General features: G+C 57.7%; 19 protein-coding genes and 1 pseudogene. 11 read left to right on the top strand and 9 right to left on the bottom strand.

Annotated elements, in window-relative coordinates:
• Nucleotides 1-15 precede the first annotated feature (15 nt).
• The 3 genes and pseudogenes from SMD27_RS08185 to SMD27_RS08180 all read right to left on the bottom strand — a co-directional run bounded on the left by SMD27_RS08185 (nt 16) and on the right by SMD27_RS08180 (nt 1,974).
• A pseudogene (locus SMD27_RS08185) lies at nt 16-692 on the bottom strand (DUF2332 domain-containing protein).
• Entirely contained in the window at nt 608-1,069 is a 462-nt protein-coding gene (locus SMD27_RS24130; protein ID WP_379990335.1) for a DUF2332 family protein, read from the bottom strand. Before SMD27_RS24130 ends, SMD27_RS08185 begins: the two are co-directional and overlap by 85 nt.
• 14 nt (nt 1,070-1,083) lie before the next feature.
• On the bottom strand, nt 1,084-1,974 hold the full coding sequence (locus tag SMD27_RS08180; protein WP_320507879.1) for a DMT family transporter: 891 nt from the start codon (nt 1,972-1,974) through the stop codon (nt 1,084-1,086).
• Between the two features lie 155 nt (nt 1,975-2,129).
• Here SMD27_RS08180 and greB point away from each other — a divergent pair, with 155 nt between their 5' ends.
• The 6 genes from greB to SMD27_RS08150 all read left to right on the top strand — a co-directional run bounded on the left by greB (nt 2,130) and on the right by SMD27_RS08150 (nt 8,966).
• Nucleotides 2,130-2,681: a transcription elongation factor GreB gene (greB, locus tag SMD27_RS08175; RefSeq protein ID WP_320507878.1), complete on the top strand. Its 552-nt coding sequence runs from the start codon at nt 2,130-2,132 to the stop codon at nt 2,679-2,681.
• A gap of 30 nt (nt 2,682-2,711) precedes the next feature.
• The gene (locus tag SMD27_RS08170) at nt 2,712-4,016 is read left to right on the top strand and encodes an NAD(P)/FAD-dependent oxidoreductase (RefSeq protein ID WP_320507877.1); all 1,305 of its coding nucleotides are present in this window, start codon (nt 2,712-2,714) and stop codon (nt 4,014-4,016) included.
• A 148-nt stretch (nt 4,017-4,164) separates the two neighbouring features.
• The gene (locus SMD27_RS08165) at nt 4,165-5,055 is read left to right on the top strand and encodes a MurR/RpiR family transcriptional regulator (protein ID WP_320507876.1); all 891 of its coding nucleotides are present in this window, start codon (nt 4,165-4,167) and stop codon (nt 5,053-5,055) included.
• Nucleotides 5,027-6,394 (top strand): aspartate aminotransferase family protein, encoded by a 1,368-nt coding sequence (locus SMD27_RS08160; RefSeq protein ID WP_320507875.1) that lies wholly within the window; start codon nt 5,027-5,029, stop codon nt 6,392-6,394. The genes SMD27_RS08165 and SMD27_RS08160 overlap by 29 nt, the downstream gene beginning before the upstream one ends.
• Nucleotide 6,395: 1 nt before the next feature.
• A complete protein-coding gene (locus SMD27_RS08155; RefSeq protein WP_320507874.1) occupies nt 6,396-6,704 on the top strand; it encodes a hypothetical protein in 309 nt (102 codons plus the stop codon).
• An 18-nt stretch (nt 6,705-6,722) separates the two neighbouring features.
• On the top strand, nt 6,723-8,966 hold the full coding sequence (locus SMD27_RS08150) for a N,N-dimethylformamidase beta subunit family domain-containing protein (RefSeq protein ID WP_320507873.1): 2,244 nt from the start codon (nt 6,723-6,725) through the stop codon (nt 8,964-8,966).
• Between the two features lie 46 nt (nt 8,967-9,012).
• On the opposite strand, the gene SMD27_RS08145 is transcribed toward SMD27_RS08150, so the two are convergent.
• A complete protein-coding gene (locus SMD27_RS08145) occupies nt 9,013-9,801 on the bottom strand; it encodes a transporter substrate-binding domain-containing protein (RefSeq protein ID WP_320507872.1) in 789 nt (262 codons plus the stop codon).
• 207 nt (nt 9,802-10,008) lie between these two features.
• Here SMD27_RS08145 and SMD27_RS08140 point away from each other — a divergent pair, with 207 nt between their 5' ends.
• Nucleotides 10,009-11,253, top strand: a complete 1,245-nt coding sequence (locus SMD27_RS08140; RefSeq protein WP_320507871.1) for a Coenzyme F420 hydrogenase/dehydrogenase, beta subunit C-terminal domain — start codon at nt 10,009-10,011, stop codon at nt 11,251-11,253.
• A gap of 89 nt (nt 11,254-11,342) precedes the next feature.
• Nucleotides 11,343-12,761 (top strand): MocR-like pyridoxine biosynthesis transcription factor PdxR, encoded by a 1,419-nt coding sequence (gene pdxR / locus SMD27_RS08135; protein WP_320507870.1) that lies wholly within the window; start codon nt 11,343-11,345, stop codon nt 12,759-12,761.
• An 8-nt stretch (nt 12,762-12,769) separates the two neighbouring features.
• Here the strand turns inward: pdxR and SMD27_RS08130 are convergent, their stop codons facing one another.
• Entirely contained in the window at nt 12,770-13,900 is a 1,131-nt protein-coding gene (locus tag SMD27_RS08130; protein WP_320507869.1) for an aminotransferase class I/II-fold pyridoxal phosphate-dependent enzyme, read from the bottom strand.
• 121 nt (nt 13,901-14,021) lie between these two features.
• Between SMD27_RS08130 and SMD27_RS08125 the strand changes: the two genes are divergently transcribed.
• From SMD27_RS08125 to SMD27_RS08115, 3 genes are all read left to right on the top strand, one after another.
• Nucleotides 14,022-14,564, top strand: a complete 543-nt coding sequence (locus tag SMD27_RS08125; protein ID WP_320507868.1) for a helix-turn-helix domain-containing protein — start codon at nt 14,022-14,024, stop codon at nt 14,562-14,564.
• A 123-nt stretch (nt 14,565-14,687) separates the two neighbouring features.
• Entirely contained in the window at nt 14,688-15,158 is a 471-nt protein-coding gene (locus SMD27_RS08120) for a nuclear transport factor 2 family protein (RefSeq protein ID WP_320507867.1), read from the top strand.
• A gap of 1 nt (nt 15,159) precedes the next feature.
• A complete protein-coding gene (locus SMD27_RS08115; RefSeq protein WP_320507866.1) occupies nt 15,160-15,717 on the top strand; it encodes a TetR/AcrR family transcriptional regulator in 558 nt (185 codons plus the stop codon).
• A gap of 40 nt (nt 15,718-15,757) precedes the next feature.
• Here SMD27_RS08115 and SMD27_RS08110 read toward each other — a convergent pair whose 3' ends face one another.
• The 4 genes from SMD27_RS08110 to SMD27_RS08095 all read right to left on the bottom strand — a co-directional run bounded on the left by SMD27_RS08110 (nt 15,758) and on the right by SMD27_RS08095 (nt 19,353).
• A complete protein-coding gene (locus SMD27_RS08110) occupies nt 15,758-16,876 on the bottom strand; it encodes an ABC transporter substrate-binding protein (RefSeq protein ID WP_320507865.1) in 1,119 nt (372 codons plus the stop codon).
• A 99-nt stretch (nt 16,877-16,975) separates the two neighbouring features.
• The gene (locus tag SMD27_RS08105; protein WP_320507864.1) at nt 16,976-18,172 is read right to left on the bottom strand and encodes an amidohydrolase family protein; all 1,197 of its coding nucleotides are present in this window, start codon (nt 18,170-18,172) and stop codon (nt 16,976-16,978) included.
• Between the two features lie 21 nt (nt 18,173-18,193).
• Nucleotides 18,194-18,778 carry an amino acid synthesis family protein gene (locus SMD27_RS08100; RefSeq protein ID WP_320507863.1) on the bottom strand — a complete coding sequence of 195 codons (585 nt, stop codon included), beginning with the start codon at nt 18,776-18,778 and terminating at the stop codon, nt 18,194-18,196.
• Nucleotides 18,775-19,353: an amino acid synthesis family protein gene (locus SMD27_RS08095; RefSeq protein ID WP_320507862.1), complete on the bottom strand. Its 579-nt coding sequence runs from the start codon at nt 19,351-19,353 to the stop codon at nt 18,775-18,777. The genes SMD27_RS08100 and SMD27_RS08095 overlap by 4 nt, the downstream gene beginning before the upstream one ends.
• Nucleotide 19,354: the final 1 nt, after the last annotated feature.

Genomic DNA, 19,354 nt, shown 5'->3' with positions numbered 1-19,354 from the left:
CTATTCTTTTCAGCCTTACCCTTCTCCGCCACCGTACCAGTTTATCGATGCGCCATGCGGATGACCTGTGGCCAGCAAGCGCTCGTGCCCGTCCGGCCATGTGGTGAGACGTAGCTCGAACAGCCCTTCCCTGTCGCCCGGCTCGTATCGGAGCCATGCAAGCGGCTGGTTCCGGCTGGACTCTCGGCCGGCCCGGATCAAAAGCTTGCGGATATCTTCCTTGGTACGGTCCGGCAGGTACTGCCACATCACGGTATGAAACAGTACCGTGGCGACGCCCTGCGGCCGGGTGCTGAATTGCTGTTTCAGCCAGTCAGCCGCATCTGCCATTTCGACTTTCACGCCGATTTGCCGCGCGAGGGTTATCCCTGCCGTCAGCCGTTGCAATCTATCCGGTTGATCCGGCCAGATATAGGACTCAGGCGCGCGCACTGCTCTTCATCCGAGATATTGATCGGCATGCGATCACAAGCCGCCCTGCTCTCGATGACGGGGTTTTGCAACGCCAGCATGGAGCCGCTCCAATCGGTGCTGATCAGGACCGGGCTATCCGGATTACCCCAGCATGCCGAGCCCAGTTGATAGTTGTAGCGGTCCCAGATCGAATTCAATCCGGCGCTGGCGCCGATTTCCAGCAAACGCATCGGCAATCCAGTGATGCGGTGAATCTCCATGAAGCCGCCCAGCAACATGGCGGACCGGCGCATCTCATTGGTTTGCGGCGGCTTCGCCAGGTAGCTGAGAATATGCTACGGATGATGTTCCAGCGCCTTCCGTAACACTTCCCCGAGCACCGCGTCGTCACGCGATGCATGCGGCGGATAGATGGCTGCCAACCCCGTGGACGCGCCGATAAGACCAACGCATGCAGCGCGCCGGCCAGACGCAACGGTAAGGCATCCTCGACTGGGTCTCCAGGCCAGTCGCCAATCAGTTCCGCAAGCAAACCGCCTCGTTCAAGGTCCAGCAAAGCCTGCTGGAGCAACCTTGCCGTAAAGGGAGATCCTAAACCGCGGCACCATTTGATCTGGTTTCGGAAGGACTGAAGTACCGCATCAGAAACGCTCATCTCGTTCCCATGGCTTATGTCACGGGAGCCCATTTTCCCAGCGGCCGCTTCAGCCTTTGTGCGAGAGCGACACCAGCTAGGATGAGAGCTCCACCGATGCAGTGATAATATTCCAGGCGCTCACCCGCCCACAGGATCGCGATCAGGGCTGTTAGCAACGGCACCAGATTGAGAAAGATACTCGCTTGGCTTGCGCCGAGCAGTTTCAGTGCCAGCATCCAAAGATAGGGAGCGAGGATGGATGTCGGGATCGTCGCGTAGAGAATAAAGGGCATATTGCGGGCGGTCAGCGGCTCCAATGGGCCACTCAAAAAGAACGGCAACAAGAATAGAACCGCCCACCAGATCTGAACGTAAAGTGACTGCCAGATCGGCAAGGGCACGGCCCATTTCCGTACCAGAACCCCATAGGCGGCATAAGCGAAGGACGCCGCCAGCATGATCAGATCGCCCTGTCCGATACCAGCCGACAGCAACGCTGCCGGCGAACCATGACCGATCAGCACAACCAGCCCCGTCAATGACAGCAATCCACCCGCCAGCGCGCCGGTCGTCGGCGGCTCACGCAAAAGCGGCATACTGAGCAGCACCGTCATGAGCGGGATCAAGGACGCAATGATGCCCATATTCGTTGCCGGCGTCGATTTGCCGGCGATATAGGCCAAGCCCTGATAAAGCACCATGCCAAGTATGCCCAGAACCGCAAGCTTGCCGAGATGTGGATAGATTCGCTGGCGATTGCGCCATGCACCTGCGGCCACGAAAGGCGTAAGCAGCAAAGCGGCAAAAAACCAGCGGTAAAAGGTGATAGCGGCCGGTGAAATCACATCTGCCGCCAGGCGCGTGACGACGGTATTTCCCGAATAAATCAAAACCGCCAGCAAAGGCAAAGCATAGTACCGCATACTGGTGCTCCAGGCACATAGAGCCGGGAAGCCCCAGCATTGACGACTATCTGTCAAACAAGCTTCTTTGATATACCATAGGGCGAGGCCGAGGTAGCCGTTCCACGGTAGCCCCCCTTGCAGCAAGTGCAGAACTGACAGCAGTAGGTAGAGAGATGGCAGCGGAAGACCTTAGCTATCGGTCGGATGAAGAGGATGACGAGGCGCAGGCAGTCCCCGCAGGCAGCAAGAACTATCTCACGCCCGACGGCTTCGCGCGGCTCAAGGCTGAGCGCCATAAACTGTGGACGACCAACCGGCCGGAAATTGTGCGTGTCGTTGAATGGGCAGCCGGCAATGGCGATCGTTCGGAAAATGGCGATTACATTTACGGCAAGAAGCGCCTCCGGGAAATCGACCGGCGCTTGCGCTTCCTCGACAAGCGTCTGGCCAATGCGGAGGTCGTGGATCCGACACGGCAGACGCGGCGCGATCAGGTCTTTTTCGGCGCTACCGTCACCTATGTACGGGAAGACGATACGGAAGAAACGGTGACCATCGTCGGCATCGACGAAACCGATGTTGCCCCAGGCCGGGTCAGCTGGATCTCACCTGTCGCCCGTGCTTTGATGAAAGCGCGCATCGGCGACACAGTCACCCTGCGCACGCCGACAGGTTTCGAAATACTGGAAGTTCTGTCAATCGAATACCCATTACTCGATGCCTGACATCAGCTTGAATATGACATCGGCCATGAGATGATATCCGCTTATATCGATACTTACTATAAACGAAGCCTCGCTCAGCAACAGGTCTATTCCCCTCTCCAGGCATCGCTTGAGGTCGAGACATGCGTCATCGGCGGCGGACTGGCAGGCTTGAGCATAGCGCTTGAGCTGTCTCGGCTCGGCCGCTCGGTTGCACTGCTTGAAGCCAACCGGATCGCCTGGGGCGCATCCGGTCGCAATGGCGGCTTCGTTTCACCGGGTTATGCTTGCGATCTCGAGAAGATTGAAAACCGGGTCGGCACGGATCACGCCCGCGATCTATATCGGCTGTCGATGGAAGGCGTGTCGATCGTTGCAGAGAACATACGTTCCCTTGCCATCGAGCATGCAATCCCGGTTTCGGGCATATACAGCGTCATCCGTTACGATGGCGGCGACGAATTACAGGCCTATCGTGATCGAATGGCCCGCGATTTCGGCAAATCCCTGCACTATGTTTCGCGCGACGAACTCCGCGAGACATTGCGTTCGCCGAAATATCATCAGGCGCTATATTCGCCGGACTCGTTTCACTTCCATCCGCTCAATTACTGCCAGGCGCTGGCTGGCGAGATCTGTCGGCTTGGCGGTCATATCTATGAAGAGACCCGCGCCCTCTCCATCGACCTCGACCGGCCCGAAAAACTGATCCGCACAGCCACCGGTCAGATTAAAGCCCAACATGTCGTTTTTGCTGGCGGGGGTTACACGGACCGGTTATGCGCCGAGCTCAGCCGTGCCTATCTTCCGATCGCCACCTATGTTCTGCTCACTGAGCGAAATCCGGAACTGATCAAAAGTGCCATCAGAACGGAAGCCGGTATCGGTGACGATCGCCGGGCCGGCGATTATTACCGGGTCGTCGATGGCGGTCGCTTACTCTGGGGTGGCCGCATTACGACACGGAGAAGCGATCCGAACAATCTCGCTCAGTTGCTGCGACAGGAGATGGTATCGACCTATCCGCAGCTGGCCGAATTGAAGGTCGAAATCGCCTGGTCGGGCTTGATGTCATATGCCCGGCACCTGATGCCGCAGATCGGTCAGCTGGCGCCGGGAATATGGCACGCGACCGCCTTTGGTGGCCATGGCATGAATACGACCTCGATCGGCGGTCGCTTGATCGCGGAAGGCATCGCTGGACAAAGCGACCGCTACCGCCTCTTCGCACCTTTCGGTCTGGAGTGGAATGGTGGTCCGTTTGGTCTTATCGCCGCGCAGCTGACCTATTGGACTTACCAATTGCAGGACCTGTGGCGAGAGCGGAAAAGCAGGTACCAGCCGCAAATGGCCTGATCTTGCCTTGCTTCGATTCAGCCGCGCCTCGGCTCGCCTAGCTTCGTCCGTCGCCTCTCGAGCGGTGCGCGAAGAATTAAGCCCCCTGCTTGCGTCAGTTCATGCAACATGATAGTAGTATAGTTACATTTCTAACATCCGATTTACGATGGCACCTGAATCTCTGTCCTTGCAGCAGCGACTGACCCATTGTTTGTCCTCGGCCACCAAATCGGAACAGGCTATCGCCAGTTATGTCCTGACGAATCTTCGGGAGATTCCATTTGAAACGGCAGCGAGCCTGGCGCGGAAAATTGGCGTCAGCGAGCTGACTGTCGGCCGTTTCTGCCGGTCGCTCGGCTTCCGCCATTTCAAGGAACTGAAAGCGGAGTTGAGGGACGATCTGGGCGACCGTCCCTGGCTGATCGCCGACCGTTTGCAGGAAGTGCAACGCCGCAGCGCTGCTAGCGGCGACCAATTGGCGAAGAGCCTGGAACTGGAGCTAGCGGCCTTGGTCAAGGTTTATGAACTGGCGCAGAGCGAGGCTTGGAAACCGGCCATCCACCGTCTCGCTCATCATCCTCGCATTTATATCACCGGCTTTCAGACGGAACGCGGCCTGGCCGCTTATCTGGCGCACCAACTGCAATATCTGCGCGACGGCGTTCACTTGCTGGATTTGACCGGTGGCAATATCGCTGAAGCATTGCTGGCGCCGCCGGGTGAAAGTTGCCTGGTTATCTTCGACTCCCGCCGCTATTCCCGGATAACAAAGTTGCTGATCGAGAAGGCGCATGCCGCAGGCATCCCCATCACACTGATTGCCGATCCTTTCTGCACCTGGGAACGGGGACAAGTCAGCGAATTATTCATCGTCCCGACCGACTTGAATTTCGTCTGGGATTGCACGTCGCAGATGGCAAGCCTGGTCAATCTCATGATCAATGGTGTTTTCGCTGAGCTCGGCGCCAGCGTCGAGAACCGCATGAACCAGATAGCTGATCTCTACAGTTCTTTCTTTGGATATGTCGATGATGGCCGCGATCGATCAAGAAACTAAATCCTCCGAAAAACTCGACTGGAAAACCCTCGATTTGCCCAAAGTCGCTTGGGGCAAGGGCTGCTACGTCTATGACACGACGGGCAAGCAATACATCGATGGCTCCGGCGGCCCGGCAGTCTTTTCGCTCGGTCACGGCCACGAAGAGGTCAATGCCGCGATCAAAGACCAGCTCGACCGTATCGCCCATGGCTACCGCTATACGTTTACCAGCGATCCGCTTGAGGAATTGACCGATCAGATCGCCGAGGGCTGTGGCGGCGGCCTGAAATATATGACCTTCTGCTCCAGTGGCTCGGAGGCAGTGGAATCCTGTCTAAAGATTGCGCTGCAATATCATGCCGCCCGTGGCGATATGGGGCGCCGCCGCTTCATCGCGCGGGAACGATCCTGGCATGGCAATACTTTAGGCGCTTTGGGCATTTCGGGCTTTTACGATCGCCGGCACGCTTTTGAGGGCGCACTGGTACCGGCCAGCTTGTTATCGCCCGCCAATATCTATCGGCCGCCACTCGGCGTTGCCGCAGAGAACGTCGCGGAGACCTGTGCTGCCGAGTTGGAGAGCGAGATTTTGCGATACGGCGCGCAAAACATTGCTGCCTTCATCTTCGAACCCGTGGTCGGCGCGGCCGGTGGCTGTGTTCCCGCACCGCCTGGATATGCCCGTCGCGTTCGGGAGATTTGCGACCGCTACGGCGTGCTGATGATCGCCGATGAAGTCATGTGCGGTAGCGGGCGCTGCGGTACCTGGCGCGCGTTGGAGCATGACGGTGTCGAGCCGGATATCATGTCGGTTGCGAAAGGCCTCGCCGGCGGCTACATCCCCCTTTCGGCTGCGATTTATCATGAGCGCCTGCGTGAGCCGATGTATCGCGTTCACGGGGGGTTGATGACCGGCCATACCTTTACGGGACATACGGCCGCCTGTGCCGCCGGTGTCGCCGTCCAAAGGATCGTCAAGCGCGACAATCTCCTCGCCAAGGTTCGCGATGATGGCGCCTATCTGTTTTCCTTGCTGCAAAACGCCATTGGAGAACGCGATTACGTCGGTGACATTCGCGGCCGGGGATTCTTCATCGGCATTGAAGTGGTACAGGACCGGGCCAAGAAGGAGCCCTTCCCTGCCGACTTGCAGGTTTATGCCCGGCTGCGCGACAAAGCTTTCGAGAATGGCCTGATCTGCTATCCGGTCGGCGGCAATGTGAACGGCCATCGCGGCGATATCATTATCCTTTCTCCGCCATACATTGCCAGCCGAAGCGAATTGGAGGAAATCGTCGACAAGCTGCAACATAGCCTGTCGGAGGTCATGGCCGCCGTCGCGATGCGAAAGGCATAGCATGTATCAACTGGATCCCAGCCGGATCGATCTCGCCGAGGAATTTCGCCATAACCCCTATGGCCGGCATAGCGGCGAATTGCAGCGTCTGATCAATATGTTTCGCTCCGGACCCTTTGCCGGCAAATATGTGTTGATACGCGAAACACGCCAATGGCCAGCGCGATGGAAACTGGGGCGCTTTGGCGAAACACCGCAAGCACCGATCACGCTGATAGGCTTGGAGTTCGATAATTTTGAAGCTGCTGAATGGGCAGTCTTCAAGCTGCGCTGGAAAGGCCACACCGGCCAGGACCTGCCGTGGGAATAGATCAGCTGGAGTCGCGCAATGCTGCAAATCGTCGGCTATGCCGATCGCCTTTCCGTCAGGCCGGGAGAGGAACTTTCCGTCAAGGTGAGTTGCGAAGGCGGCGCCAAAACTTATGAAGCCGCTCTCGTGCGCCTGATCTGCGGGGATGATCGACCGGACGGACCAGGCTATAAGGCAGAGCCGATCGACGCATCATTCGCCGGCAGTTATCACGGCCGGCGGCAAGCCATCGCTACAGGATCCTATATCGAAATTCCCAACGATGGCGGCATCGACGGTGCTGCGGGCGTGACCATAGCCGCCTTGATCAGGCCAAGCCGGCCTGCCTCCGGTCTTCCCCAAACGATCATCTCGCAGATAGGCGTTTCCGGCCAGGAACGTGAAGGCTATGCCCTGCGCTTGAATGAGCAGGCCAATCTGCAGATCCGCCTCTATGCCGGAACTCGCCGGCAGGTACTGACACTGGACCATCCGTTGGTCGCCGATACCTGGTATCTGGTGGCCGCCAGCTTATGCGGAAAGGCACAGCAGGGCACATTGTCTTTACTCGCCCGGCCGTTGGCTGACCTTCCCTTCGGACCGATGATGCAGATCGCAACGGTCTCATCGGAAGTCGATATCACCTGTTCCGAGAAGGTCCCGGTCCTTGTCGCTGCCGCCTCGCAGTGCGAGGCAGGCAGACGTCATGCCGCGTGGCAGGCTTTCGATGGCAGGATCGAGGCGCCTGCAATCTATAATGCATGGGCCGATGCAGAATCGCTGTCAGATCAGCTCCATCCGCATCAATTCGGGCTTCCTTGCTGGGCGGCGTGGGATTTCAGCCGAGAGATGGAAGGCCGGCGGATTACAGATATATCTGGTAACAACCGACATGGCCAAGCCATCAACCTGCCGACCCGCGCCGTGACCGGCCATCTGTGGCGTGGACAAACGTCTAATTGGCAAGACCGCCCCGAGCTTTATGGCGCGATACATTTCCATGTTGACGATCTCTACGATGCTGCCTGGGAAACTGATTTTTCCTGGACCGTGCCGGCGGATCTGCGAAGTGGGGTCTATGCCATCCGCCTGCAATGCGGCGATGCACCCGAGGCGGAAGATCATATCCCCTTTTTCGTCTTGCCGCCTCAAAACCGGCCAAGCGCACCGATTGCCTTCCTCGCTTCGACCTTCACTTATCTTGCCTATGCAAACAGCCATCACGGCTATGAGGACCCACTGTCGGAAGTAAGCTACGGCCGGCTGCTGGAATTGGGGCCGACCGAACTATTCCTGAAAGAACGCCGGGATTTCGGCATTTCCCTTTATGACCGGCATCTCGACGGCAGCGGCGCCTGCTACAGCTCATCGCGTCGGCCCATCCTGAATACGCGGCCGAAGCGGGCGATCTGGAACTTCAATGCCGATCTCCACATCATCGACTGGCTCGAGGCCAGTGACCAATCCTACGATGTCATTACCGATGATAAACTGCATGCCGAAGGTATCGACCTGCTGCGCCAATATCGCTGCATCTTGACAGGCAGTCATCCGGAGTATCACTCGACGCCGATGATGACAGCGCTCGGCGAGTATCTGAACAATGGTGGCCGTCTGATGTATCTGGGCGGCAATGGCTTCTATTGGCGCGTCGCCACACATCCCGATTGGCCCGATGCGATCGAAGTCCGCCGCGGAGAAGCCGGAACACGGTGCCACGAGATGCCGGCCGGAGAACGCTATCACAGCTTCACGGGCGAATTCGGCGGTCTTTGGAGAAGCCAGGGCCTGGCGCCGCAACAGCTTGTTGGCGTTGGTTACGTCGCCGAAGGATTTGATCGAAACTCGTATTACATCCGTCTCGATGATAGCTTCTCGCCGCGTGCCGCCTTTATTTTCGAAGGTGTCGACACAAGCGAGAAAATCGGCGATTTTGGCAGTCTTGGAGGTGCCGCCGGCTATGAACTGGACGCAGCGGATGCCGCTTTAGGAACGCCCGCACATGCGCTCATTCTCGCCCGCTCTGTTGACCATACGAGCGTGTATCTGCTGACACCGGAAGAGCTGCTTTATACCCATCCGGGGATCGACGGTATCGAGAATGACCGCGTTCGCGCAGAGATGGTCTTCTTCGAATGCCCAAAAGGGGGCGCCGTTTTCTCCACCGGATCCATCACTTGGGCCAGCGCCCTCGCTCACGACCACTACTGCAACAATGTGGCGCGTATCAGCGGGAATGTCCTGCGGCGTTTCATGTCGCCCGCAGCGTTCCAGACGGAATAGAAGCCGCCGGCACGAAGCCGGCGGCACAACAAAAATCTACGGGCGCTTAGCTCCCATAGACGTTGAAGTCGAAATACTTCTTGGCGATTTTCTCATAGGTGCCATTGGCACGAATTGCCTTGATCGCCGCATTGATCTTTTCCTTCAACGCGGTGTCTTCCTTGCGAAGCCCGGCCCCCACACCATCGCCAAAAATCGGATCCGCAGGCGCGACAAATTTAACTTCATAATCTTTGCCCTGGTCCGATTTCAGGAAAGCATCAAGAGCGATCGAATCCGCCAGAAGTAAATCAACGCGGCCGGCGACCAGATCGGCGTTAGCCCTGTCTTGCGTATCATAAAGTTTGATTTCTGCGGTCTTGCCAAACTTCTCGGTAACATAATTGGCATGAATCGTCGCTGTTTGGACACCGATGATCTTGCCCTTCAGCGCATCCGGATTGTTTACATCAACCTTGATATCGTCATTTTTAGCGCCAACGAAAACGGCTGGCGTTTGATAGTATTTATCGGAGAAATCGATCACCTTCTTTCGGTCATTGGTGATCGACATGGAGTTAAAAATGATGTCGATCTTCTTTTCGGTCAGCGCGGGAATGATCCCATCCCAGGCAACCGGGGTCAGCACGCATTTCGCTTTCATCTCATCGCAAAGCGCATTGAGTAGTTCGACCTCGAACCCGCCCCAATTACCGGCCGCGTCCTTGCTAAAAAATGGTGGGTAAGGTTCCGGTGAGAAACCCACCCTAATCGTATCCTCCGCCTTGGCGGCCGTCCCGCCGAAGGCGATAGCCAGGCCTATCAAAGCGATGGCAACAATACCCCGTTTGAACATTTAGTCCTCCCTTGAGATGCTGTTTTCTTATGCGCCTAATAGACTTCCAACTTTTGTACGATTGTCAAATAGTTTCGTCTTTACAGGCAATGTTGCGCCAAGTAGACGGGCCGGGCGATTGAGAAAAACGGCAAGGTTTTGACCGAACTTGCAATTGCACGGCTGAGCCGGATATCGATTCACTTTGCAAAGAACGGCGGGGTTATAGTGCTCACTTTAGAAGAAATCGTTGAGAATGGCCTTTGCATCGGCTGTGGCCTATGCCGCGGCATAGCGGGCGGCGACCAGATCGAACTGGTCATGACCCCGGAAGGCCGGGAACGCCCCGTCGCTAAACAGGCTCTCCAGGAAGCTGTTTTGGAGCGGATCAATGCGGTTTGTCCTGGAACGCGCATCCCAGGGGCTGTGGCGCCAACCGGATCGCAACCGCCACTGTTCGATACCATCTGGGGAAGCGCTTACCATTTGGCGATCGGTTATGCGGCCGATCCTTTGATCCGTCATCGCTGTTCAACAGGCGGTATTTTGACGGCTCTGGGACAATTTCTTCTGCAAAGCAAACGCGTCAATTTTGTGCTGCATGTTACCGCATCCAAGACACAGCCGATGCGCAGCGAACGATGCCTTAGTTTTGATTCGGCCTCAGTGTTGGAAGGTGCCGGTTCCCGCTACGGCCCGGCCGCCACTCTGGTCGATTTTAGCGATATATTGGACCGCCAGGAGCCGTTTGCGCTGATTGCCAAACCCTGCGACATCGGCGCCGTGCGCAACTTGGCGCAGATTGATCCACGGGTCGAGCGATATATGCGTTATGCTCTGACTCTGGTTTGTGGCGGTGCGTCCGATCTCAGCAAATCGGAAGACGTACTGGAGCGTTTCGGCGTGCGAGAGGAAGAGTTGTCGCTGTTCCGGTATCGCGGCAATGGCAATCCCGGACCGACGCGGGTGGAAACCAAGGACGGCCGCGCCTTTGAACTGACCTACCAGCAGATGTGGGAGGATGAAGCCAAGTGGATGATCCAACCACGCTGCAAAATCTGTCCGGACGCCATCGGTGAAAGCGCGGACCTCGCCGCCTCGGATGTCTGGCCGGGCGGCGGCCCGACCGGCGAGGATGCCGGTTTCAACGGCATCATCGTCCGTACCGAGCGAGGACGCGAACTTTTCGAGGCGGCTTGCGCTGCCGGCGCCATCACCATCGATCGGCAGGTCAATTTCTCGGATTTCGATATCTTCCAGCCACATCAGGTGCGCAAGAAACGCGCCGTATGGGGCCGGCTGAAGGGCATGGAGGCTGCTGGTAAGCCGATACCGGCGGTTCACGATTTGCGGCTATCCGAATGCGCCAGGCAGAACACCGTGCAGCAAAACCTCGCCCAAGCGCGCGGCGCACGAGACCGCGCGAAATCCGGACGATTGGGTGAACCCCGGGCGGCGGCCCGGACATCCTGATCGACGCAACAGAGATAGAAGCCGGTTTATTTTGGCTCTAACGGATGCAGGCCTTCGACTATTCTTACTGAGCCACGGCCGAGGGTAGGATGAAATTCGGTCAATCCCAATTAGACCGCCACAGTCAGGTCCCCGTCTACCGGCAGATCTATGATCGCTTTCGCGATGCCATCGCGCGCGGTCAATTGGGGCCGGGAGAACGCCTCCCTTCGGCGCGCAGTCTGGCCAGCCAATTGGGAACTGCACGTGGCACTGTCGATGTCGCCTATAACATGCTGGCAGGTGAAGGTTATATCATTGGCCGGGGCGCCGCCGGCACGATCGTTGCACCCTGCATCGCCCAACATTTGCAGAGTGTAAAGAAACGCCCAAGGACCACACCACGTACCAACGAAGACCGGCCGTCGCCGCGGCCGGAAAAGGCTCGACCGTTCCAGATGGGCCTGCCCGCGCTAGATGTCTTTCCCCGCAAGCTTTGGTCCCGCTTGGCCATGCGCCGCGCTCGGACCCTGACCGAGGCGATGATGGTCTATCCGGACCCTCTCGGTGAGCGAACCCTGCGCGACCAGATCGCCTGTTATCTCGCTATTGCACGCGGCATTCAGTGCTCACCGCAGCAAATTGTCATTACCAGCGGTTTCCAGGGCGGTCTTGCGTTGCTGAAGGAGCTCCTCTTGCAACCGGGCGATGCCGTCTGGCTGGAAGATCCCGGATACTTCATGACCCGACGCGCTTTCGAGATCATCGGCGCGAACGTCATTGCGGTCCCCGTGGATGAAAATGGTTTATCGGTGGATGCGGGCATCGAGCTTAACAAGCATGCCCGTATCGCCGTCGTAACACCGTCGCATCAGGCACCTTTGGGTGTTTCCTTATCTTTGCCCCGAAGGCTTGCCTTGCTCGACTGGGCGCAGCAGCACGATGCCTGGATCATCGAAGACGACTACGACGGAGAGTTCCGCTATACCAGCCGTCCCCTACCCGCCTTGAAAAGCCTCGATCAAGCCGACCGGGTAATCTATGCCGGCACCTTCAGCAAGGTTCTCTTTCCCGCTTTGCGTGTCGGTTACATCGTTCTGCCGGAGAATCTGCTCGATCGATGCGCGGAGATCAGCCTGCTCTTACAATCAGGACGCTCCCTTCTCAATGAGCAGATCATTGCCGATTTCATGGCCGAAGGTCATTTTGCCCGTCATATCCGACGCATGCGCCAGCTCTATGCGAACCGCCGAGCAGCTTTGGCCGAAGTCTTGAACGACAGGATGGGAGGCCGCTTCCGGGTCGACCTATCCGCCGGGGGGTTGCACCTGCTTGCATGGCCGAAACGGCGTGAAAGTGATCGCCTATTGGTTAGCAAGGCCACCGCCCTTGGGCTGGCGCCGGGGGCCTTATCGGCCTATTCCATCAAGCAGGATTGCGGATCCGCGCTTTTGCTCAGCTTCACAAACATTCCCGTGGAAGCAGCCCCCAAGGCCGTGAGCCTGTTAGAGCAGGCTCTGGCGACGTAGTCACATCCCTATGCTCGCCGTATTTCGGCGGCCACGGCGCCGATACGGTCCAGGGCCTTGGCCACTTTCTCCGGCTCATAGCCCAGGGTGATACGTAGATGCTGCTCGGCACCGAGGAAACTGCCTGGAGCGACCAGCACATTTGCCTTGGTCCGGATCGCTTCCGCCAGCTCGAAAGAGGTCATCGGCAGATCGAAGCGAACGAAGCCGAGGCTCGTTGCCGGAGATGGCAGCACGCTGAACACATTGCCTTGGTCACGCAGCCAGGATGCCAGGACCTGACGACCGGCGGATGACAAATTGCGCTGCCGTTCCAGCAAAAACCGCCGCTTGGCGGGCTGCAGCGCAATTGAGGCGAGGGTCATGCTCGGCGCCGCAGCGGCAATCACGGCATATTCATGCCGGCGCCAGAGATCCTCGATCGTCTGCCGATCTGTAATAGCCCATCCAATCCGCAGACCGCTCAAGCCATAAGCTTTCGACAAACTGTTGGTGCAAATCAGGCGGTCATAGCGGCCCCAGAAGCTTGGCGTTTCGCCGAAACCATCGATTTCCGTGCCGCCATAGACTTCGTCGACATGCAGCCAGGCGCCGACCCGCGCACAAGCCGCGATGACACGGTCACCCTCTTCCGACGATAGGATCGTACCCGTCGGGTTGTTGGGATTGACGATGGCAACAAGTCGGGTTCGCGAGGTCACCAGGCGATCCAGCATATCGAGGTCCGGGCGCCAACCGCGCGCCGGATCGAGCGGAAGTTCCTTGACGACACAGCCGATATTCTTGGCATGCCCCCAGACTTGCCGATAGCCGGGCGACATGACGACGACTTCGTCACCGGGTTGCAGCAAGGTCGCGCAGACCATGCTATTGGCCTGAGAGGCGCCTACAGTCACCAAGACGTTGGCCGCATCGGCGTCCGTATATAGCGCGGCGATACGCTGACGTAAGTCCAATGTCCCATTTACTTGCGGATAGAACAGCCCAGTATCGAGGAGGGCCGCCTGTTCGTCGGGTGTCAGCCATTCGCGCGTGCCAAGACATTTAACGCTGCTATCCGCGAGATTGAATTCAACCTCGTGTTCATAGAGCGATTGATAATGTTCCAGCTCGAAACTCTGAAATGGAGCACGCGTCATTTGTCTGAATGCCTTGACTTTTGCTATGTGGAATTACGTTGGCAGCGGCCAGCTTTGAATGCGCAATATAGTGCGCATAACCGAAAATGCGCAATATAGTTTCCAGGCTAGAGGGTGCCCTTTGTCCGTCCTTCAGGAACATGTCTCGCAGAATATTCGCCAAGCGCGCCAACGATTGGGCCTGAGCCAGCAGGAACTGGCCGACCGCGCCGATCTCAGCCGCCGCATGATCACGTTGATCGAAAATGCCTTGGGCAATGCCAGCCTCGCGACCCTCGACCGCATCGCGCATGCCCTCAATGTCCCTTTCGCGGAGCTGATCCGGCCTCCGTCACAAACCAGCGCCCATATCAAGCCGATACCCATTTGGCAGGGCGAGCATCCTCGCAGCCGAGCCAGTCTCCTACAGAATGCAGCCGCTCACCGTAGCGTCGAATTATGGGAATGGAGCTTGGCCCCCGGCGAAAAATATCAGGCTGAGCCTGATCCCGCCGGAATGCGAGAATTTCTCTATATTCTTCAAGGCACCATGACTCTGGAGTTGACTTCCGGGTCGCAAACCTTGGCCGCGGGGCAATCCGCCGATTTTCCAACCAACCAACCTTATGCCTATAGCAACCAAGGCACTTCGCTTCTGCGCTTTATCAAGAACGTCATCAGTTAACTACGCGTCGCCCAGGCCACCATTGCTGACGTTACCGGAAACACGTTTCATTTCCTGATTGACAAGTTAAAGCTATTCTGTACTGAATGGTACATAGTTTTCCGAACGGTTCAGGAGATAGAAATGGCCAACCGCCCACCCCTCCCCCCCTTTAGTCGAGAAACGGCAATCCAGAAGGTCCGCATGGCGGAAGATGCTTGGAATTCGTGCGATCCCGAGCGCGTGTCGCTCGGCTATACGATCGACAGCAAATGGCGGAATCGTGCGGAATTCATCAACGGCCGGTCGGAAATCGTTCAGTTCCTGCAGCGGAAATGGGCGCGAGAGCTGGACTATCGGCTTATCAAGGAAATCTGGGCATATGAAGGCAATCGGATTGCCGTCCGCTTTGCCTATGAATGGCACGACGACTCAAAAAACTGGTTCCGCTCTTACGGCAATGAGAATTGGGAATTTGGTGAAGATGGTTTGATGCGCTTCCGCTATGCCTGTATCAACGATCTCCCCATTAAGGAGAGCGACCGGAAGTATCACTGGGACGCCTCGGGTCCTCGCCCTGCCGATCACCCAGGCTTGACGGAACTGGGGCTTTAAAATGACACGTCTGGTCGCCGAGCGCAGCGATGTACTTCCTGTGCTTGGCGAGGTTTTTCGCGAACATGGTTTCGAAGGTGCCAGCCTCTCGGTGATTACCGAAGCGACCGGCCTGGGAAAAGGCAGCCTTTATCATTTCTTCCCCGGCGGGAAGGAAGAGATGGCGACAGCCGTCCTCAGCGAAATCGATGATTGGTTTCAAGTGAACGTGTATCAGCCGCTACGCGACGGCGAAGACGCGCGCGCAGGTATCAATCATATGTTCACAGCGGTGGAGCAGTATTTCCGGTCCGGCCACCGCGTTTGCCTCGTCGGGGTGTTTGCCCTGAACAATATCCGTGATCGCTTCGCGGACCAGGTGCAAAGCTACTTTGCCGACTGGGCGGCCGCCCTGAACAAAGCATTGACACGCGCTGGATATGAAAGCGCCGCAGCACGCAGCCTGACCGAAGATATCCTCGCCGGAATCCAGGGAGCTCTTGTTCTGGCCCGCGCGATGAAGGATCCAAAAATTTTCAGCCGCAGCCTGAAGAGATTGCGCAAACAGATCGACTTATAAAGATCAGGCCCCTTTCAGGGGCCTGATCAATGTCGCCATCCTATTTAGCAAATTCGGCTTTCACCTCGGTCCAGAGGTCGGAATAGCTTTGGCGTTCTTCATCCGAAAGCGGCGCCATATATTGCAAGCGCTTCATGGCCGCTTCGTCACTGTGGATCTTGCGCGCGACGTCATCCGCCGGCAGCCTTTCATTGGCCTTGGGATTGGCCGAAGCCGGCGCACCGACTTTCGTAGCCCATTCATAATAGAAATCCGGATCGGTCATGTAGCTGATGAAAGCTTCGGCACCCGCGACATTCGGCGCCTGATTAGCGATGGCCAAGCCATCGAACCAGCCAATCGCGCCCTCTTTCGGCACGACATAGCCGACCGGCAACTTGAAATTGCTCCGGCTGCGGGCGGCAGAACCGCTCCAATAGGGCGACAGGTCGAAAGTCTTCGCCGAAAACAGCTTGTTGAATTCGTCTTCCGACGACCACAAAGTGGCAACCTGCCCTTTCAAGGCGAGCAGTCTTTCCTTGATCTTCGCCATGTCCTTCGGATGGTTAATGTCCTGGCCCGTCGCGATGGCCGCGAAGGAAACCGCTTCGATGCCGTCATCACGGAACGCGACACGCTTCGCTTGCTTGGGATTCCAAAGAATCTCGATGCTGTCGGGCGCGGATTTGAAGACATCTGAATTATAGGCAATGGCGGTCATGCCCCAGACCCAGGAGACGCCATAGGTCTTGCCGCCATCGTTCAGCAAATTCGAATCGCGAAAAGTCGGGTTGAGATCTTGGAACGTGGTGATCTTTGCGGTATCGATCGCCTGAATGAGCCCCTCTTTCGAAGCAACGCCGTTCCACGCACAATTCGTCAGGACAACATCATAGGTGCCCGGATTGGTGCGCAGTTTGGTGATCATTTCCGGTTCGGAATTGAAGTAGTCGTGGACGACCTCGATACCGGTTTTCTTCTTGAAGATATCCAGCGCCCAGGCTTCATCCGTGCCATAGCCCTGCCAATTCAGGACTGTAATCTTGCCGCTATCGGCCTTCACGATCCGCGGTGCGAAAATCGCGCCGGTGGCCACACCAGCCGCAGCCAAGGCGGCAGAGCCGCCAAGAAATTTACGACGGCTGATTTTGCCGCCGGTTAGTTGATCATACGCAGACATAAAGCCCTCCCTCGATCAGCATGTTTCTCGTTGCATAAAACACATTACCCCAATGATGTCGACAGCGCAGCGCACCATGTCGTTCAATCGTCTGCAATCCTAGTGCGGCACGACTTCCGGCAGGCGCTCAGCCGGCGGCGTATTGCGGGACCGGGCGACCCGCACAACTCCATCGATGACCACCATGCCAATGCCCGGCAGATCTCCCTTACGGACGGAATCCAGCAGATCGCCGCCACTGGAATGTTGGGCCCGGTCCATCAACACGAAATCCGCCGCACGCCCCGCTTCAATCAGGCCGCAATCGAGATCGCGGATCCGCGCGGTATTGCCGGTCGCAAAACAGAATGCGATCTCCGCCGGTGTATTGCCAATCGACGACAGCAGAGCAATCAGCCGCAGGATGCCGAGCGGCTGCACGCCAGACCCGGCCGGCGAATCCGTACCAAGGATAACGCGGTGCATTTGATTGATTTCCTTCGCCGTTCGCAAGGCATGCAAACCGGCCAGCTCGTTGCCATTGTGCACGATCTCGATGGCCCGGCTGCATTGGCTGCAGAGGCATTCGATCTGGCTTAGGGGCAAGGCGGTGTGCCCGCCATTAATATGCCCAATGACATCGGCATCCGCCGCCAGGATGACATCCTTGTCGATATAGCCGGAACCGGGCACGGACGGGCCGCCCGTATGAATGGTTGATTGCATGCCGTATTTGCGGGCCCATTGCACCATGCGCCCCGCTTCCTCACCTGCCTTGACAGAACCCAGTCCCACCTCGCCGAGCAATTTGACGCCGGCCTTGGCAAGCTCGGCGAAATCCTCTTCCACCATCCCCTTTTCGATCACCGGTGCGCCTGCATGCACTTTGACGCCGCCCGGACGGAAAGCATCGAAAGCCCGTTGGGCGGTGATCGCCAGCGCCTTAACACCAACCACATCCTTCGGCCGGCCCGGCAAATGCACTTCGCCGGCGGAAATCATCGTGGTCACCCCGCCATGGAGGAAAGAATCGATCCAGTTGAGCTGGCTTTGACGCGGCGTCCAATCCCCGAAGACTGGATGCACATGGCTGTCGATCAGGCCCGGCGACAGGGTGCAGCCTTTGGCATCGATAACCGTTTTAGCACCTGCGCAATCGACGTCCTTCTCCTTGCCGAAAGCGGCAATGCGCCCATCGATAGCAACAACGGTATCACCGGGCAGGATCGGTTTTTCGATATCGCCGCTCAACAGCAAGCCAATATTGCGAATGACAAGCTTACCGGCGGGACCACCCGCAGCCGCAACTTCCGCCATGCTTAACCTCCCTCTCCCAAGTCAGCGCAATCCGTCCTTGCCCTCGATTTCGCTGACCTGCAATCCGCCGACACGCGGCAGGGGCCTCCCGCTATCGGTGACGACCACAGCAACCAGGATTTCGTTGGCGCGGGGCGCATCGGGTATGCGCACCTCCATCGCATCGAAATGCGACCGGACGAAAGCCGCATCCTTATGGCCCAACGGCACATCGATCGGTGTGCCGAGACCACCGCGCTTCTTGGCCGACGGCACCAGAGCGGCGCCCTTTTCAACGGCAAGGCGGAGCGGCTTGCCGAGCTTCGGATGCAGAATAGCCGCGGCATGTTCAAGCTCGCCCGCTTCACCGACAAGCGCGGCCTTGCCATAGCTTTCCGCCTGGGCCGGCTGAATGTCGAGGGCGGCCACGGCGCGACGGCCAAGCAGGTCGCCCAATTCCTCACCAATATCCATCAGCGGCGTCAGATCTTCCACATAGCGACCGGCAAATGGGTTTTCGATAACGGCAACGGCAGCCGCTTTCCGGACAGGCGGCACGATATCCTTATCCGCTTCCTGGCGGACTTCTTCGACCTGAATCATCAGTTTGCGGATCTTCGCGCTCATCTCAACCCATCCTCCCCTTTGATTTCCGACGCCTTCAGACCACCGACACGGGCATGAATGCGCGGGCCCGTGGTCATGACCAGGATGAAAGCGAGTTCGTCCGCCCGCGGCGCATCGGTGACGCCCACTTCGATCGAGGTGAAATGACTACGGACATAAGAAGCATTGATATGGGTGACTGGAATGTCGATGCGCGTACCCGGGCCACCCACCTTTTTGGCGGAAGGGACGATCGCCTTGGCATTGCCCAGCAACTCGCGCATGGCATAGCCGCCCGGTGCATGCCAAAGCGCACCGTGTTCCAACTCGCCATCGGCGCCGACGATGGCGCCCTTGCCATAGCCTTCAATGACGCTCGGCGCCACATCCATTGCCCGGACCAGAGTCCTGGCCATTTCCAGGCCAAGGGGCTTCAGGGCCTCCATCATCGGCAGGATGTCTTCCACATACTGACCGGCATAAGGGTTGTGAATGACGGCGACAACCGAACCCTGACGCAAGGGTTTATCAGCGATAGGTCCACCTTCATGGTAGGTGTCTTCCACCGCGGTTAAAACTTTGCGAACCTTAATCATC

The organism is Dongia soli (assembly GCF_034044715.1).
Taxonomy (GTDB): domain Bacteria; phylum Pseudomonadota; class Alphaproteobacteria; order Dongiales; family Dongiaceae; genus Dongia_B; species Dongia_B soli.
This window is presented reverse-complemented; position numbering and strand designations above follow the sequence as displayed.

Bases quoted from the DNA above. Each gene is read 5' to 3' on its own strand.
- SMD27_RS24130 (WP_379990335.1), bottom strand. From the start codon at position 1,069: ATGAGCGTTTCTGATGCGGTACTTCAGTCCTTCCGAAACCAGATCAAA.
- SMD27_RS08180 (WP_320507879.1), bottom strand. From the start codon at position 1,974: ATGCGGTACTATGCTTTGCCTTTGCTGGCGGTTTTGATTTATTCGGGA.
- greB (WP_320507878.1), top strand. From the start codon at position 2,130: ATGGCAGCGGAAGACCTTAGCTATCGGTCGGATGAAGAGGATGACGAG.
- SMD27_RS08170 (WP_320507877.1), top strand. From the start codon at position 2,712: ATGATATCCGCTTATATCGATACTTACTATAAACGAAGCCTCGCTCAG.
- SMD27_RS08165 (WP_320507876.1), top strand. From the start codon at position 4,165: ATGGCACCTGAATCTCTGTCCTTGCAGCAGCGACTGACCCATTGTTTG.
- SMD27_RS08160 (WP_320507875.1), top strand. From the start codon at position 5,027: ATGATGGCCGCGATCGATCAAGAAACTAAATCCTCCGAAAAACTCGAC.
- SMD27_RS08155 (WP_320507874.1), top strand. From the start codon at position 6,396: ATGTATCAACTGGATCCCAGCCGGATCGATCTCGCCGAGGAATTTCGC.
- SMD27_RS08150 (WP_320507873.1), top strand. From the start codon at position 6,723: ATGCTGCAAATCGTCGGCTATGCCGATCGCCTTTCCGTCAGGCCGGGA.
- SMD27_RS08145 (WP_320507872.1), bottom strand. From the start codon at position 9,801: ATGTTCAAACGGGGTATTGTTGCCATCGCTTTGATAGGCCTGGCTATC.
- pdxR (WP_320507870.1), top strand. From the start codon at position 11,343: ATGAAATTCGGTCAATCCCAATTAGACCGCCACAGTCAGGTCCCCGTC.
- SMD27_RS08130 (WP_320507869.1), bottom strand. From the start codon at position 13,900: ATGACGCGTGCTCCATTTCAGAGTTTCGAGCTGGAACATTATCAATCG.
- SMD27_RS08120 (WP_320507867.1), top strand. From the start codon at position 14,688: ATGGCCAACCGCCCACCCCTCCCCCCCTTTAGTCGAGAAACGGCAATC.
- SMD27_RS08115 (WP_320507866.1), top strand. From the start codon at position 15,160: ATGACACGTCTGGTCGCCGAGCGCAGCGATGTACTTCCTGTGCTTGGC.
- SMD27_RS08110 (WP_320507865.1), bottom strand. From the start codon at position 16,876: ATGTCTGCGTATGATCAACTAACCGGCGGCAAAATCAGCCGTCGTAAA.
- SMD27_RS08105 (WP_320507864.1), bottom strand. From the start codon at position 18,172: ATGGCGGAAGTTGCGGCTGCGGGTGGTCCCGCCGGTAAGCTTGTCATT.
- SMD27_RS08100 (WP_320507863.1), bottom strand. From the start codon at position 18,778: ATGAGCGCGAAGATCCGCAAACTGATGATTCAGGTCGAAGAAGTCCGC.
- SMD27_RS08095 (WP_320507862.1), bottom strand. From the start codon at position 19,353: ATGATTAAGGTTCGCAAAGTTTTAACCGCGGTGGAAGACACCTACCAT.